Origin of the sequence: Butyrivibrio fibrisolvens, from assembly GCF_037113525.1 — a bacterium.
GTDB lineage: Bacteria > Bacillota > Clostridia > Lachnospirales > Lachnospiraceae > Butyrivibrio > Butyrivibrio fibrisolvens.
In genome coordinates this window covers 290,558-305,029 of the sequence record NZ_CP146963.1, presented here as the reverse complement: position 1 = coordinate 305,029, position 14,472 = coordinate 290,558, and the positions used below count along the sequence as shown (strand labels likewise).

The 14,472-nt window shown below is 39.9% G+C and carries 17 protein-coding genes; 1 reads left to right on the top strand and 16 read right to left on the bottom strand.

Going from position 1 to position 14,472, the window contains the following annotated elements; translation table 11 throughout:
• Positions 1-3: 3 nt before the first annotated feature.
• From WAA20_RS01200 to WAA20_RS01180, 5 genes are all read right to left on the bottom strand, one after another.
• Positions 4-495 (bottom strand): NUDIX domain-containing protein, encoded by a 492-nt coding sequence (locus WAA20_RS01200; protein WP_073390495.1) that lies wholly within the window; start codon positions 493-495, stop codon positions 4-6.
• A gap of 70 nt (positions 496-565) precedes the next feature.
• Positions 566-1,318: a class I SAM-dependent methyltransferase gene (locus WAA20_RS01195; protein WP_073390502.1), complete on the bottom strand. Its 753-nt coding sequence runs from the start codon at positions 1,316-1,318 to the stop codon at positions 566-568.
• A 32-nt stretch (positions 1,319-1,350) separates the two neighbouring features.
• A complete protein-coding gene (locus WAA20_RS01190) occupies positions 1,351-2,112 on the bottom strand; it encodes a GNAT family N-acetyltransferase (protein WP_073390496.1) in 762 nt (253 codons plus the stop codon).
• A gap of 25 nt (positions 2,113-2,137) precedes the next feature.
• Entirely contained in the window at positions 2,138-2,947 is an 810-nt protein-coding gene (locus tag WAA20_RS01185; RefSeq protein WP_073390498.1) for a hypothetical protein, read from the bottom strand.
• A 118-nt stretch (positions 2,948-3,065) separates the two neighbouring features.
• Positions 3,066-3,674: an SAP domain-containing protein gene (locus WAA20_RS01180; protein WP_073390499.1), complete on the bottom strand. Its 609-nt coding sequence runs from the start codon at positions 3,672-3,674 to the stop codon at positions 3,066-3,068.
• Between the two features lie 321 nt (positions 3,675-3,995).
• Here WAA20_RS01180 and WAA20_RS01175 point away from each other — a divergent pair, with 321 nt between their 5' ends.
• Positions 3,996-5,099 carry a GNAT family N-acetyltransferase gene (locus tag WAA20_RS01175; protein ID WP_242951240.1) on the top strand — a complete coding sequence of 368 codons (1,104 nt, stop codon included), beginning with the start codon at positions 3,996-3,998 and terminating at the stop codon, positions 5,097-5,099.
• Positions 5,100-5,168: 69 nt separating this feature from the next.
• On the opposite strand, the gene WAA20_RS01170 is transcribed toward WAA20_RS01175, so the two are convergent.
• From WAA20_RS01170 to WAA20_RS01120, 11 genes are all read right to left on the bottom strand, one after another.
• Positions 5,169-5,624, bottom strand: coding sequence for an NUDIX domain-containing protein (locus WAA20_RS01170; RefSeq protein ID WP_034484954.1), 456 nt, complete (start codon positions 5,622-5,624; stop codon positions 5,169-5,171).
• A gap of 11 nt (positions 5,625-5,635) precedes the next feature.
• Complete coding sequence (locus WAA20_RS01165) at positions 5,636-6,496, bottom strand: aminoglycoside 6-adenylyltransferase (RefSeq protein WP_338802049.1); 861 nt, start codon at positions 6,494-6,496, stop codon at positions 5,636-5,638.
• Between the two features lie 255 nt (positions 6,497-6,751).
• Positions 6,752-6,919 carry an NUDIX domain-containing protein gene (locus WAA20_RS01160; RefSeq protein ID WP_338802047.1) on the bottom strand — a complete coding sequence of 56 codons (168 nt, stop codon included), beginning with the start codon at positions 6,917-6,919 and terminating at the stop codon, positions 6,752-6,754.
• An 11-nt stretch (positions 6,920-6,930) separates the two neighbouring features.
• On the bottom strand, positions 6,931-7,386 hold the full coding sequence (locus WAA20_RS01155; RefSeq protein WP_338802045.1) for an aminoglycoside 6-adenylyltransferase: 456 nt from the start codon (positions 7,384-7,386) through the stop codon (positions 6,931-6,933).
• Positions 7,387-7,509: 123 nt separating this feature from the next.
• Positions 7,510-8,016, bottom strand: coding sequence for a hypothetical protein (locus WAA20_RS01150; protein ID WP_073388755.1), 507 nt, complete (start codon positions 8,014-8,016; stop codon positions 7,510-7,512).
• Between the two features lie 110 nt (positions 8,017-8,126).
• On the bottom strand, positions 8,127-8,861 hold the full coding sequence (locus WAA20_RS01145; protein ID WP_073388753.1) for a LytTR family DNA-binding domain-containing protein: 735 nt from the start codon (positions 8,859-8,861) through the stop codon (positions 8,127-8,129).
• Between the two features lie 16 nt (positions 8,862-8,877).
• Positions 8,878-9,843, bottom strand: a complete 966-nt coding sequence (floA, locus tag WAA20_RS01140) for a flotillin-like protein FloA (protein WP_073388752.1) — start codon at positions 9,841-9,843, stop codon at positions 8,878-8,880.
• Positions 9,844-10,326, bottom strand: a complete 483-nt coding sequence (locus WAA20_RS01135; protein WP_073388750.1) for an NfeD family protein — start codon at positions 10,324-10,326, stop codon at positions 9,844-9,846. It abuts the gene before it with no gap.
• 1 nt (position 10,327) lies between these two features.
• Positions 10,328-11,065, bottom strand: coding sequence for an ATP-binding protein (locus tag WAA20_RS01130; protein WP_139263790.1), 738 nt, complete (start codon positions 11,063-11,065; stop codon positions 10,328-10,330).
• 294 nt (positions 11,066-11,359) lie between these two features.
• On the bottom strand, positions 11,360-12,916 hold the full coding sequence (guaA, locus tag WAA20_RS01125) for a glutamine-hydrolyzing GMP synthase (RefSeq protein WP_073388747.1): 1,557 nt from the start codon (positions 12,914-12,916) through the stop codon (positions 11,360-11,362).
• A 282-nt stretch (positions 12,917-13,198) separates the two neighbouring features.
• The gene (locus tag WAA20_RS01120) at positions 13,199-14,446 is read right to left on the bottom strand and encodes an NlpC/P60 family protein (RefSeq protein WP_338802039.1); all 1,248 of its coding nucleotides are present in this window, start codon (positions 14,444-14,446) and stop codon (positions 13,199-13,201) included.
• Positions 14,447-14,472: the final 26 nt, after the last annotated feature.

Sequence of the window (14,472 nt, the reverse complement as noted above, 5' to 3'; positions counted from 1 at the left end):
CTTTTATGTCTCGCTAAGTTCCATGAAATCGACGCCTTCATTTGTTGTTACGCCAACATACGCCTTATCTGTTGTACGTCCAACTTCATAATAATGCTTAACTACATACTTAGCAGTAAATGGCATTTCGAGGCCTACAATTTCATCAATTGGAAACCATTTAGATATACCTTCGTTGGATTTTAGATCATCATTTACATTATCTTTAAGTTCTGCAAAGAAATAGTAATTCTGTCTTATCTCATCCTTAGTATATCTGAGGGTTACATATCTCAATGTAAGACCGTCAATATCTTCCGGATTTAAGCCAAGTTCTTCTTTCATCTCTCTAATGACACAGGCCTTTGCATCATTTAACTCATTTTCTTCAAAATGACCACCTGCAGAGCCTGTCCACACGTCATTAACGACTCTTCCGCCTTGTCTGTATAAGAGCAAAACTTTATCATTTTTCATAAGATAGATACTTGTCATATTTCTGAGCTTAGCATTCATTTGTAGTCCTCCCATTAGTGATCATTTGCATCTACGACGATATGTAGTTCTTGTGTACTTAGCTGCACATCTATTTAATAGCTATAGCTGTAAACTCCCCTGGGAGCATATTATTTTCCCAAGATGGGTGCTCATCAAATCTCTCCAATATGAACCCATTTCCGATTATAGAATTGATGATCTCGCTGATTGTATACTTTCTGTATAGGCACTTTGGAATCTGCTTACGGATTTCTTCGTCATAGAACCTTGCATGTGCCATCTCACCTTCGAATATATCTGTGGAGAAGTAGCTCATTGTAGGCTGCTGTAATCCGAGTGCATCAGAAATCTTGGTGAAAGGATGAAAATCGCTGCAGATCATCTTTCCACCGGGTTTAAGAAGGTTGTTCATAACTTTCATAAAGGCGTCTATATCATGGAAGTAATGAAGGATTCCACCTTCCATGAATACTACATCAAAGAAACCTGCGTATTTGTTCATATCGATTTCCATAATGTCACAGACTTCGTAGCCTATTTTGACACCTGCTGCATCTGCTGTTTCTACTGCATATTTTTTGTTCGCTTCCGATATGTCAAAAACAGTTACTTCGGCTCCTAGAAGTGCCAGCGGAATTGCTTTTTTGCCGCATGATCCGCATATATTGGCAACTTTGATTCCCTTATATGAATCAAAATAGTTTGCATACTGTTTCAGCATTTTCTTGGGATTTTCTTTGTCCTTCGCTGCTCTTTCCTCCGGCGTTCCTGCAGTCCTAACCCAGAACTCGTAAGCATCAAACTCCCAGGCTTTCTTATGTTGCATGCTGTAATCTTTCAAATGTTTCTCCCCCTTATTAGTTCTTTTTCCGATCAAGAATGATCTTCTATGATCTTAACTGCATCAGTTTCTACCCATGCAGGTCTGAATCCGCTTTTAATGGCAATGTTTTGTGACATGATATTAGCTGCTGCCGTTCCATAAAAAGGTGTATCGTCCATCTCAATGATCTTGTTCTTTAATAGTGTCACCAGGTAAGTGCCAATTCCTCTTGACCTGTATTCAGGAAGCACATCAATTCCAACCTGCTGCCAGTGCGGCGCATCTTCCGAGCAGCCTGCCATTCCCATAATATTATCTCCATCGGTAGCAATGACTACGATCCTGTCAGGCCGTACCGGGCAAGGCTCTGGATATGCAATCGCATTGGGAAAGCGCGGATCTCCGTAGAACTGCTTTATTTCACTATCATAAAGCCACTTCACCTGAAAACGTTCTGATACGGTTACATCAAGGCAGGGCAAAAACATATGATGTGTAGAATTCATCTGATAACCATACTGTTTCAGCTCGTCATTTAGCTTTAGAAGATTATCAAGTTCAAACAGTCTATGCCCCTCCACATCTTTGATAAAACCGTGCAAAAACTCATGCAGGCATTCATCAGCCATGATCACTGTGCTTGCTCCAAGTGTCGCCATTTGCAAAAAAGGCATATCCGGGCTGTAACTTCTTCTGCCATCATTCCATTCTGATTTTGTGATGATGATCTCACCCTTCCTCAAATCTTCCGGAGTACAGTTATAATCAACAGCTATCTGCTTAAAAAGCTTTTCATAATATTTTTTTAACATCTTTTATCATCCTTGCTTATCTTTTTCACTTATGATTTTTTGCAAATTCATATACCTTCTCTGACCATGCCCAAATATCAGCACAGTCATTTTCTATGTAAAATACTCTATCTTTTAAATTAGCTGGAATGCATGATTCTAGTATATTTCTTTTATCTAATGGAATAATAATTGTGTGAACCCAATCTGACAAAACCACTTCGTCTTTGACCTTTAGCGGCAAGACGCCCTCGAAAGTGGCATTAGGATGTTTTACGATTTTATCATATTTGAAGAAAAATCTCACTCCCGGAGTGAAATTTTCGCTCAAATCTTCGTCAGTGGGAAAGTGTTTCAGTTTTCTTTCCATGACCAGTCTGTCCCCGGCCTGACAATTCCCCCATGCAAACATTACATAATCAAAATAGTCTTCCGGATCATTTGCGGCATTTCTGCTTTCTGCCTTTAATACAGATGCCGGAACACCTCTCCATTTAGTAGGTGCTCTAAGCGCTCCGCACTCGAAAATGCTGATCGCATTTTCAATAGGTGTAGTGTGGCATACAAAATCCGTCATGCAGCCTTTATACTTAGGACAGGCTACGCATTCTGTGATCTTATCAGGAACTGCAACACGCTGTCCAAAGTCATAAAGCTTCCTATAATCGTCAATTGCATTTATGATCTTTATATCCGCTTCAATTTGGCAGTCTCTGCCATTGTCACGTTCGTAGCGTTCAAAATCCAGTATTGTCTGAATTTCCCATTTTGAAATGTCAGGATATGATGACAATTTTTTATAAAAAACTCCGTCCCAACATTCAGTGCAATCGAAATCGCCTATTTTAATCAACATATATGATCCCCAATTTTTCTACCATTGTTTCGTTGTTCTATAAAAATAATTTTTAAGATATATATGATTGTCCCTTGAATTATGAGACATTTAGAAAAAGCAGATTTCTAATTAGCGATTATAATAAAATATGCTTATACTCTTCTAACAAATCATGTGAATACTCTTTTTTTATATCAGACTCTCTGACAATCTTCCAAAGAGCTGCAGCAGCTTTCAGCCTCTCATTGAATATACCGGTTGCTTCGTCCGCGCAGAAATCTTTTACAAACTTATTCCACTGAAGAGCTGACTTATCGTATGTAGCATACGTCTTTTTCCCATAATATATATCCAAGAGATCTCCAAGGGTAAAGCTTTCGTCGCCGCTTTCTTTAACCGCTTTTGCAGTAGCAACCATATCGACATTGAACTTAAAGTTCTCTTCCCTTGTCTGCTGCTTAAAGAACTCTCTGAATCTATTTCCAAATGTGAAGCCGCAGGCAATCAGTCCTGTATCTAATGTAAGCTCTGTTACCACTACCTCTTTCTTTTTAGCTGATTTCTTCTTTTCCGGAAGAATCTTTTCACCTGAAAAATAAGCCTCCACAACCTTATTAAGTTCTATCTTGCTGCCGGTAGCTTTAAGACCATGAGCCTTGCAAATCTTGATAAGTTCGTCTCTATACCAATAGTATTTGCAGAATTCTGTATAATCTTTTATGCTGTCAAATTCTGGTCGTTGCACAATTTATGATCCATCCTTTTGTTTTTCTTTATATAGCTGCAATTGTTTCATATTAAGTTTCAGCTAGCTATAATCAAAAATTCAATATATGTTTATTCTCCTAAACACACCCTACAATGATAACATAAAAAAATAAATCATTTCTTGTCTTGCGTTATTTACTGATATTGTTTTAATATATAAATCATGAAATTAAGAAAGGTGGTAACACACATGGTTATGTTCTTAAAGTTAAGAAATATCTAATAGCATGAAACTTATAGAATAGTTTCATGCTTCGATCAACTCGAAACGAAAACTATTTTTATAAGGAGAATCCAAATGATATTTCAAGACAATATAATTAAAGAGTATTTACGCAACGTTTATTTTATTTCAGGCACTGCTTGCGGCGGCAAGACAACAGTTACTAAGGCGCTCAGTGAAAAATACGGTATTCCCGTATATATTATTGATGATCAGTTCACAGTTCATCAGCTTATGTCAGACAAAGAGCATCAGCCCTCTATGAATACCCATTTCAGAGATGCGGATGAGTTCTTTGGAAGAAGCGTAGATGAGTATAAAAAATGGCTTTTGGGAAATAAGAGAGAGCAGCTCGACTATGTACTGCTTGATCTTATCAAACTTTCGAGAGATCAGATCATTTTGTGCGATCTCCATATCGTTGTAGAAGAAGCTGACATAATTACAGATCCTTCCAGAATTGCTTTCATGATTTCCAAGCCTGAGAATATTGTGGATACATATTGTAACCGTCCGGATCACAAACCGTTCAGCGATTTCATCCACAGTGCAACTGATTACGAAAAAGCCAAGGCAACATGTGAGCAGACTTTGACTGAACTAAACATTGAAGCATACAACTATATCAAGCAGAGCGATTACTTCTGGGTTGAGCGTGATAATAGCAGAAGTGTTGAAGATACTGCTGCTTTAGTTGCGAATCATTTCGGATGGCGTCTGCTGGATGATCTGTCTATCGAAAAGGTCGATAAAGGAACCGATCTTGCAAATGAACTCCTGTCTTTTATAGAGAACTGTTCTTGGACTGAAGCAAAAGATCACATTGCAGATCTCGTAAGGAACTGGGAATTTACCGATTGGGAGACATTGTTTGTTGCAAAGAGCAAGGGCAAAATAATCGGAATGGCATCCGCCATGAAAAAGGATTATTATCCCCTGCCTGATATTTATCCTTGGATATCCTGTGTATTTGTATCTGAAGAATACCGCGGACAAAGGATCAGCGAAAAGCTGATCGATCATGCAAATGAGTATCTGAAAGAGCATGGATTTAGAAAAAGCTATATCCCAGCACCTGTAGAAAATGTTGGATTGTATGAGCACTACGGATATTCGTTTGTAAAAGAGATCACTAATTACGGTGGCGGTGATGATCTTCTGTATTCAAAAGATATTTAATAATTCTTTTTACAAAATAAGGATGTGCATTTTAAAAGGATCGGAGTAAAATCCGATCCTTTTCTATATTCATCTCCCAACTGTGTATTTTTCTTCTGCAACTACCTCAAAAGGCTCTTTCTTGAAATTGAAGCAACTGACGGCATTGCAAGCGGATAACATATTTTCCAGCCTCTTTTTGGTCAAAGGAAATGTTACCAGGTCCAGCGCTTCATCTCTGCGAACCCATTTTACATCCAGACTTTCATCACTTGTTACAAAGTTTCCGCCTGAGTATTTGCAGGAAAAATCTATATTAACTATGTCTTTCTGAATGTTTTTACATACTCCTATGAAGCCGGTAATTTCAACGTCTACGCCGGTTTCTTCTTTTACTTCTCTGATCAGTGCATCCTGAAGTGTTTCACCTGGCTCAACCATTCCGCCGGGATATTCCCAGCCTCTAGTGGGACTTTTTAGTAAAAGGATCTCGTCCTTGTCATTGCATACAAGACCTGCTACAGAAACAAAATGTGTGTATTCCACGTTTCGTCCTCCTAATTTTCCTTAAGCCTTGCGATAAATTCCATCATTTCTATTTCTGTTTTTTCCGGATATGGAAATCCGCAGCTATCTGCAACCATATTTCCGGCTTTATTCCAAAGAGTCGCCACCGCATTAAATGCGCTCCAGATCTGATCATAGTCAGCGCTCGGATATGTCTTTTTGTAAAGAGCAAAAAGTTCGTCCTCAAGCAATGCTTCAAGCCTACTATCCAAGACGCCCATATCTACAGGCTTACCTGATTCCAGGTATATATGCCATCTAAGCATTTTATTTAGAAGATCCCTGACTGCTACGTTAAGATAAAACATTGCGGATGGAAGCTCTTTTCTCAAAGTATACTCAGCAAATGTTTTCATCACCCACCAGAATTCATTGCAGGTATTATCGAATATCTCTTTAGTTGGCGTATCTGCAAATATAGTCTGTGTTTCCTCAAGGCGCTCTATTTCAGGAAGTATATTATCCTTGTCCAGAATCTTTTGATAAGTATCACCTATCCAAACATTTTCATAGGTATTTTCTCTGTTGAACCTGCTAAGGAATGTAGCTTTGTCCATGGTGTTAATGACAAGAGTAATTCCGTCCTCAAATACCATCAGATGAGCTTTGGCACCTGGAAACATCTCCGGATAGTTCTTATCACCTCTGTATAGCAAGACTCTTTTCCCAAAGCATATCTCGAAAGTTTTGTCATCATCGTATTTTTCAATATCATCCACGATGAAACAAAACTGGTACGAATATAAATACTTCCTGACCGGAAGAAGATCTGTTCTAATGACTGCTCTGACGGCGTCATCGGCTCTTGCTGTATCTAAAACTATATCTAGTATTTCGTTTTCTGTTCTCATCTGTTATCTCTCTGATATCGCAGCATCCCACTTTTTTCTATCTATCCATTTAGGGCTGCCATTTTTATTTTTCCCTATCATTACGTATCTTTCAGCAGGTCTCGCGTTTTTCCCATTGCCTATTCCAGGTCGTCTTTTCTCTACTACCCAACTCTTTTATTAAATCATCTAATTTGCTCATAAACTTTTCCTCTAAAGACGCCTCTATATAGCGCACTTCCTATCTCTACAATTACGCAACAACTTGTTTCGCAATTATAAATCATCATCTTTTAGCTCAGATTCAATTTCTTCAATTGTTTCACCTGGCTCAACCATTCCGCCGGGATATCCCCAGCCTCTAGTGGGACTTTTTAGCAAAAGGATCTCGTCCTTGTCATTGCATACAAGACCTGCTACAGAAACAAAATGTGTGTATTCCACGTTTCATCCTCCTAATTTTCCTTAAGCCTTGCGATAAATTCCATCATTTCTATTTCTGTTTTTTCCGGATATGGAAATCCGCAGCTATCTGCAACCATATTCCCAGCTTTATTCCAAAGCGTCGCCACCGCATTAAATGCGCTCCAGATCTGATCATAGTCAGCGCTCGGATAAGTCTTTTTGTAAAGAGCAAAAAGCTCGTCCTCAAGTAATTCTTCAAACTTACTATCTAAAACGCCCATATCTACAGGCTTACCTGATTCCAGGTATATATGCCATCTGAGCATTTTATTTAGAAGATCCCTGATTGCTACATTAAGATAAAACATTGCGGATGGAAGCTCTTTTCTCAAAGTATACTCAGCAAATGTTTTCATCACCCACCAGAATTCATTGCAGGTATTATCGAATATCTCTTTAGTTGGCGTATCTGCAAATATAGTCTGTGTTTCCTCAAGGCAGTTCACTTATGAATGGTTTGAATGTATTCAATACAATTTTCTAAGATTGTATTGTCATTTTATTGTCACAAGTGACAATGTGGTTGTACCACAGTTATCACTTTTTCAACACCTTTGTTTTACCAATCTTTATCGCTTTGACATTATACCTATCGATTCATCGAGTGGCACTTTTATTTCGTCTGTCGCAAGACTCCCATCGCCGTAAACGCTGTGATCTGACCTATAAACAACTATCAATCTTATAGATAAAAGTATTAACGCAACTCCAAATATTGCATAAGATCTGATCCAGATTGCCGCACCTACCCGGGGCTGCGCAAGATTTATGTCATCTGTATAGTATAGTACTATTGAATCACCATCATGCTCAGCTCCCATTCCTGTTATATTGTAGGAATGATAGTGGTTATCATCACCCGTAAAAGTAGCAATTTCTCTGCCTTTTTCAGAAGAATATTTTGCAACTACACTATTAGCGCCTTTAATACTTTTGTACTCAGAATACTGCATTCTAACAGTATAAGCTAAGATAAGAAAGCAAATCACCCACAACACCCACCATACTGTTGCTGCATATCGCCTTGCATTCCTTTTTGCTTCCTTTTCTGTATGAAACTCCCGATATCTACCCATTTTGTAAACCCCATTTCTCTAAATTTTTATTTCTTGATAACAAGCCTATCATTCTATCATAATTTCTTCAGTACGAAAAGAATGGATATTCAGGTCAGTATCCCAGGACATCAGAATGCAAAATTCTGTTTCATTTCGTTATATTTATCGGCTGTCATAAGAGCAGTTTCCTGCGTATCCTTAAGAGTTACGGTGTAGGTCCACCTGCCGTATATCTCAAGTTTTTTTACAGCATCTGTTCTGATGATGTAGGACTTATGACACCTCATGAATCTGGCCGGATTGAGCTTTTCCTGAACGGAAGATAGCGATGTCGTTGTTAAAAAAACTTCGTCTTTTGTTACTATCCTGGTCATCCCATCAGTTCTTTCAACCATGATTATGTCTTCGGTGTCAATGAGGTTAATCTCCTCCTTACCTCGGATCACAAGTTTATCAAAAGAAAAATCGCTTTTTCCGGTTGGCACTTCTAAGGATGCTGTTTCAGTCATGCTCTTTATTCTTGCCAGTGTCTTGCTGATTCTCTCAAGGTCGAAAGGCTTTACCAAATAATCAAAAGCATAGATTTCAAAAGCATTTGCCATATACTCGCTGTGAGCTGTTGCAAAGACAATTTTCACCTTAGGGTCCACCTCTGTGATAGCTTTGGCACAGTCAAGGCCGCTCTCACCGCCCAGGTCTATATCCATGAAAACTACGTCGGGACGAAGCTTTATAAAATCACTGATGGCAGCTGCAAAATTTCCGCATGAGGACACCACCTGACATCCCTCGCTTTTTTCTATCATCTTGCCGAGGATCATACGAATCTGCTCGTCGTCCTCCACCACCATTACCTTTAGCATAAATGAAACTCCTTAATTACTGTTTGTCCTTTTTATTCTCTACGTACTGCATAACACCTGTTCCGATGTCGTTTTTCATCTTGGTATCAGCCTGAACATTCTTTAAATTGTAATAATCCAGAACACCGAGCTTACCTGATCTGAGCGCTTCCGCCATCGCTCTTGGAATGTCAGCCTCCGCCTTTACTACCTCAGCCTTCATCTCCTGCTCAAGGGCTACCGCCATAGCTCTTCTTTCTTCTGCCTTTGCCTGAGCAATCTTGGTGTTAGCTTCCGCCTGAAGGCTCTGAAGGTTAGCACCAATGTTTCTTCCAATGTCAATATCGGCTATATCAATTGACATGATGTCATAAGCTGTACCTGAATCAAGTCCCTTTTCCAAAACAACCTTTGAAATGTCATCGGGATTTTCAAGAACGCTACTGTGGGTCTGGGCAGAGCCTACTGTTGTTACAATGCCTTCACCTACTCTTGCAAGAACTGTAGCTTCACCAGCACCACCAATGAGATGATCGATGTTGGTTCTTACTGTTACACGAGCCTTTACCAGAAGCTCGATACCATCTTTTGCTACCGCTGCGATCTGAGGGGTCTCGATAACCTTTGGGGTTACGCTCATGGTAACAGCTTCGAATACGTCACGGCCTGCCAAATCGATAGCTGAGGCCTGCTCAAATGAGAGGTCCATGCTGGCTCTTTCAGCAGCAATCAAAGCATTAACTACGTTGTCAACATTACCACCTGCAAGGTAATGAGCCTCCAGCTGATTGGTAGTAACCTTGAGTCCTGCCTTTGTAGCTTTGATCATAGGATCTACAATCTTGGCTGGTTTTACACGTCGAAGCTTCATTCCTACCAGAGTAAAGATACTTATCTTAACGCCGCTGGCTACCGCTGAAATCCACATTCCAACGGGAATTATTGTAAAAAATACCACTACCAATACTATTATAAGAGCTGCGATTATTATAGTTGTTGTCATTTATTTCCCCTCCTGAACGATTATCCTGTTGTTTTTTACTTCTGTTATCACAAGTGCCGAATCCTTTTTTATGTAGTAATTTGATGAAAGAATATCTAGCTTAACTCCATCAAACTCGCCTTTTCCTGAGGGACGAAGGTCCGTAAGAGCAACACCTTTTTTACCAATAAGATATTCCATATCGGTTTCATCAATAAACAGATTCTTGCCCTGAAGATCAGTATCCAGCTTGATTGGAGATTTGATCTTCTTAGAACTGAATACTACGATGCTTATTACCAGCATTACCGCAATCACCACAATCGCGATGACTCCCACCAGAATTCTTTCTGAAGCATTTCTTCCGGTTAAAAAAATACCTGCCGCAGCACATATTATTCCTGATATTCCCGGTAGTCCAAAACCCGGCATGTAGAATTCAACGCCTATAAGTAGGATACCCACAATCAGTACTACAATACCCAATATCTGAACTGCTCCCATTTTACTCTTCCTTTCCAAAGCTGACAGTAAAGCTTGTTTCTTCTTTGTCAGATTTAAGTTCTATTTTTCCTTTTGCTTTACTTACTATCTCAGAGACAATTGCAAGCCCCATTCCATGTCCATCTTCCTTTTTGGTAGTAAAGCCTTTTTTGAAAATGCTGTCTCTAATCTCCAACGGAATTTCCGGACCATTGTTCTCAACACTGAAAATGTATTGTTGCGGCGATTCCGTGATGTTTACTCTGATTTTCTTTTCCTGAACATCACTGTCCTCAAGAACTTTTATCGCATTATCCATGAGGTTTGATAACACCTTGCATAGCTCCCAGTCTTCGATATGGAGTTCTTTTAGATCAGACTTCACCTCTATCAGAAACTCAATACCACCAGTTTCAGCCTCTGCTGATTTAGCCGCCAGGAGTGCATTTATTGCGGGCTTAGACGTCTTAACAGCTTTTCCCGTTTTTAACAGCTCCTTATAAACTTTTCTGAGATAGGAATTCATCTCTTCATATTCCTCAAGCTCCATCAGTCCGTATACAACCTGTAGCTGATTAAGGTAATCATGTCTGTCCATTCTGAGTTTGTCATTGAGTCTAGACAGATTGTCTATGGTCTCAATAAGCGCATCGTTCCTGTTTAACAGTTTCAAATAATTCCTTATCAAAATGATTATGCAGCCGGTTAATATCACCACCAGCGCTACACAAAAGATAAGATATAGTGACCTGTCTTCCACAACCGCCTCCGTGTTTGTTTATAGTCAAATGATATCATTTTCAAATCCGTAAACAACTCAAATTCTTTCAATTATACAAAAACAGGGCTGAAATGTCAGAAATGTGATGCTGCTCTCCATAATGCCCATTAAAAAAACCCCCGAATTCGGGGGTTTAAAATCACTCAAGATATTGTCTATTAGCAGGAGCTTCATTTAAAACAGACATTTTATTAAATGGCTGATTATTGCAACCATTTTGCAACCAGACAATTTAAAAATCCAGTATTTATGCCCGTTTCCAGCGACAATCCATTATTCCATCTCAATAGTTCCCGGCGGCTTAGAAGTAAGATCATACATTACTCTGTTAACGCCCTTAACTTCATTGATGATACGTGTCATACATTTCTGAAGGACGTTCCACGGGATTTCGGCAGCTTCTGCTGTCATGAAGTCAGAAGTAATAACTCCGCGGAGTGCAATCGCATAGTCATACGTACGCTCATCACCCATTACACCTACGCTACGCATATTTGTAAGTGCTGCGAAGAACTGGCCTTTACCCATATCGATGCCGGCCTTTTCAAGCTCTGTACGGTAGATGTAATCAGCATCCTGAACGATTCTAACCTTTTCAGGTGTAACATCGCCGATGATTCTGATTCCAAGTCCAGGACCTGGGAATGGCTGACGGAATACAAGCTTTTCAGGTATTCCAAGTTCAAGGCCAACCTGTCTTACTTCGTCTTTGAAGAGCATTCTAAGAGGCTCAACGATCTCTTTGAAATCTACATGATCAGGAAGTCCGCCTACGTTGTGGTGGGACTTGATAGTAGCGCCCTTACCGATTCCGGATTCTACAACGTCAGGATAGATTGTTCCCTGAGCAAGGAAATCAACAGCGCCGATCTTCTTGGCTTCCTTTTCAAATACGTTTATGAATTCAGCTCCGATTATCTTACGCTTGGTTTCAGGATCTGTCTGTCCTGCAAGCTTCTCATAGAAATAATCCTGAGCATTTACTCTGATAAAATTGAGTTCATATGGTCCTTCAGGTCCGAATACAGCCTCAACTTCATCGCCTTCATCCTTACGAAGAAGACCATGATCAACAAACACGCATGTAAGCTGCTTGCCGATAGCCTTGGACAGAAGAACTGCACAAACAGAAGAGTCAACGCCACCTGAAAGTGCGCACAGTACCTTACCATCGCCGATCTTCTCACGAAGTTCCTTAACAGTAGTTTCTACAAATGATGACATCTTCCAGTCGCCTGCGCATCCACATACATCACGGACAAAGCCTCTGATCATCTTTGTTCCCTGAGGTGTATGAAGAACTTCAGGATGGAACTGTACTGCATAAAGCTTCTTAGCTGCATTCTCCATAGCTGCAACAGGGCAGTTTCTGGTGTGAGCTGTTATCATGAAGCCTTCAGGAGCCTTGGCAATATAGTCTGTGTGGCTCATCCAGCAGCTTGTGTTGCCATCACCATCTGTTTCTATATTCTGGAAAATAAGACTGTCGAGTGCCTCTATAGTAACTTCAGTATGGCCATACTCTGAAACAGGTGCTGTCTTAACTACGCCGCCCATTCTGTATGCCATAAGCTGTGAACCATAGCAGATTCCAAGGACCGGAATACCACATTCAAAAAGTTCACGAGAGTAAGTCGGTGAATCTTCTTTGTACACACTTGCAGGGCCACCTGTAAGAATAATTCCCTTGGGATTTTTTGCTTTGATTTCTTCAATAGGCATTGTATACGGGTGAATTTCACAATAAACATTGCATTCCCTGACACGCCTTGCGATCAGCTGCTTGTACTGACCACCGAAATCAAGAACGATAATAAGTTCCTGTGCCATAAACTCTCCTTGCAAATCTTGATATATCTAAAATTTATTGTTACCAGGATTGATATGATATACAGTCTGAAAAGTAATATAATCCAGACAATATCTATATTCTATGAATGCATTAGATTGATCTATATTAACCAAAATCTGAATGAACATTCAAACAACTATTACTCTACATAACTTGTCTAAATTTCGCAAGTAAAAAAAACACTACAAAAACCCTATTTTATCCGACATATTGCTCTAATAAGTCTTCTATATTCATCACAGAAATATATTTACATATCATTATACAAACCTTCGTACTGACGTAATTGTACGATAAGTAGCATATCCATACTTAATACCTGTCTTAGCAGAACTTGCATGAACGATTCGTCCATTACCAAGATATATAGCACAGTGTCCGGCATATACTATTACATCTCCGGGCCTTGCTTCTTCATAGGAAACACCTGTTCCTGCTGAATTAAGGGCATAAGATGTTCTTGGAACTGTTATTCCAAAAGCTTTATATACTGAATATACAAAACCTGAGCAGTCACATCCGTCAGTAAGGCTTGTTCCGCCAAATACATAAGGATTACCAACAAACTGACATGCATAAGCTGCTATATTGTCACCGGTTGCTTCACCTGCCGGAGCATATGTCTTATTTGAATTAGATGAAGATGATGAGCCAGATCCTGATCCTGAAGAATTTGAAGCTTCCTGAGCTGCTTTCTTGGCAGCTTCTTCAGCGGCTTTCCTTGCAGCCTCTTCTTCTGCTTCCTTTGCTTTTATCTCAGAATCAAGTGACGCTATCTGCTGAGTCTGATTCTTGAGCTGCTCTTTATAGGCTGCTGCCTGAGCCTGTGCATTAGCAAGCTGCGTTTCATAATCAGCATAGAGAGTTTTGTACTCTTCCAGGGTTTCCTGAAGCAGTGCCTGTTCCTCTGCAAGTTCTTCCTTAGTGGTCTCTAGCTCTGCCTTTTCCTCTTCAAGCTGAACCTTATAGATTGCCTTTTCCTGCTGAACCTGAACATAAGCTTCAAGCTGCTGCCTGTCATAATCATAAAGCTGTTTTACATACTCGGCCTTAGTTGTAAAGTCAGAGAAGCTTGTGGCATTCATAAGGATCTCTACATATGTGGTCTCGCCCTTTTCATACATATACTTGATACGGGCGCACATCTCTGTGTAGAGCTGCTCTTCCTGTGCCTTGGCTTCATCATATGCCGCCTGAGTTGTTTCTATCTCACCTTCCTTGGTTTCTATTTCATCTTCGATAAGTGAGATATCTGCAAGAAGTCCTACAAGCTGATCATTTGCAACATCGATCTGCTCTCCAAGCTCTGACTGCTCTGCTGCAATTTCCTGAGCAGCATCTGTTGCACTGTCATAGGCATCCTGGGTTTCCGACTTCTTATTCTCAAGCTCTTCTTTCTGCTTTTTTAAATCAGAACTGGTGGTGGCACACACGGGCACCGCCACCAGCTGAATTGTTGTTAACAATGCTATGATTAATACGGAAAAAATCCTTTTGATTCTTGTCATAATATGCTCCCCGGCGAACGTATCCC

What these genes read in the sequence shown, in the direction of transcription:
- WAA20_RS01200 (WP_073390495.1), bottom strand. Translation starts at nt 495, where the DNA reads ATGAATGCTAAGCTCAGAAATATGACAAGTATCTATCTTATGAAAAAT.
- WAA20_RS01190 (WP_073390496.1), bottom strand. Translation starts at nt 2,112, where the DNA reads ATGTTAAAAAAATATTATGAAAAGCTTTTTAAGCAGATAGCTGTTGAT.
- WAA20_RS01185 (WP_073390498.1), bottom strand. Translation starts at nt 2,947, where the DNA reads ATGTTGATTAAAATAGGCGATTTCGATTGCACTGAATGTTGGGACGGA.
- WAA20_RS01175 (WP_242951240.1), top strand. Translation starts at nt 3,996, where the DNA reads ATGATATTTCAAGACAATATAATTAAAGAGTATTTACGCAACGTTTAT.
- WAA20_RS01165 (WP_338802049.1), bottom strand. Translation starts at nt 6,496, where the DNA reads ATGAGAACAGAAAACGAAATACTAGATATAGTTTTAGATACAGCAAGA.
- WAA20_RS01150 (WP_073388755.1), bottom strand. Translation starts at nt 8,016, where the DNA reads ATGGGTAGATATCGGGAGTTTCATACAGAAAAGGAAGCAAAAAGGAAT.
- WAA20_RS01145 (WP_073388753.1), bottom strand. Translation starts at nt 8,861, where the DNA reads ATGCTAAAGGTAATGGTGGTGGAGGACGACGAGCAGATTCGTATGATC.
- floA (WP_073388752.1), bottom strand. Translation starts at nt 9,843, where the DNA reads ATGACAACAACTATAATAATCGCAGCTCTTATAATAGTATTGGTAGTG.
- WAA20_RS01135 (WP_073388750.1), bottom strand. Translation starts at nt 10,326, where the DNA reads ATGGGAGCAGTTCAGATATTGGGTATTGTAGTACTGATTGTGGGTATC.
- guaA (WP_073388747.1), bottom strand. Translation starts at nt 12,916, where the DNA reads ATGGCACAGGAACTTATTATCGTTCTTGATTTCGGTGGTCAGTACAAG.
- WAA20_RS01120 (WP_338802039.1), bottom strand. Translation starts at nt 14,446, where the DNA reads ATGACAAGAATCAAAAGGATTTTTTCCGTATTAATCATAGCATTGTTA.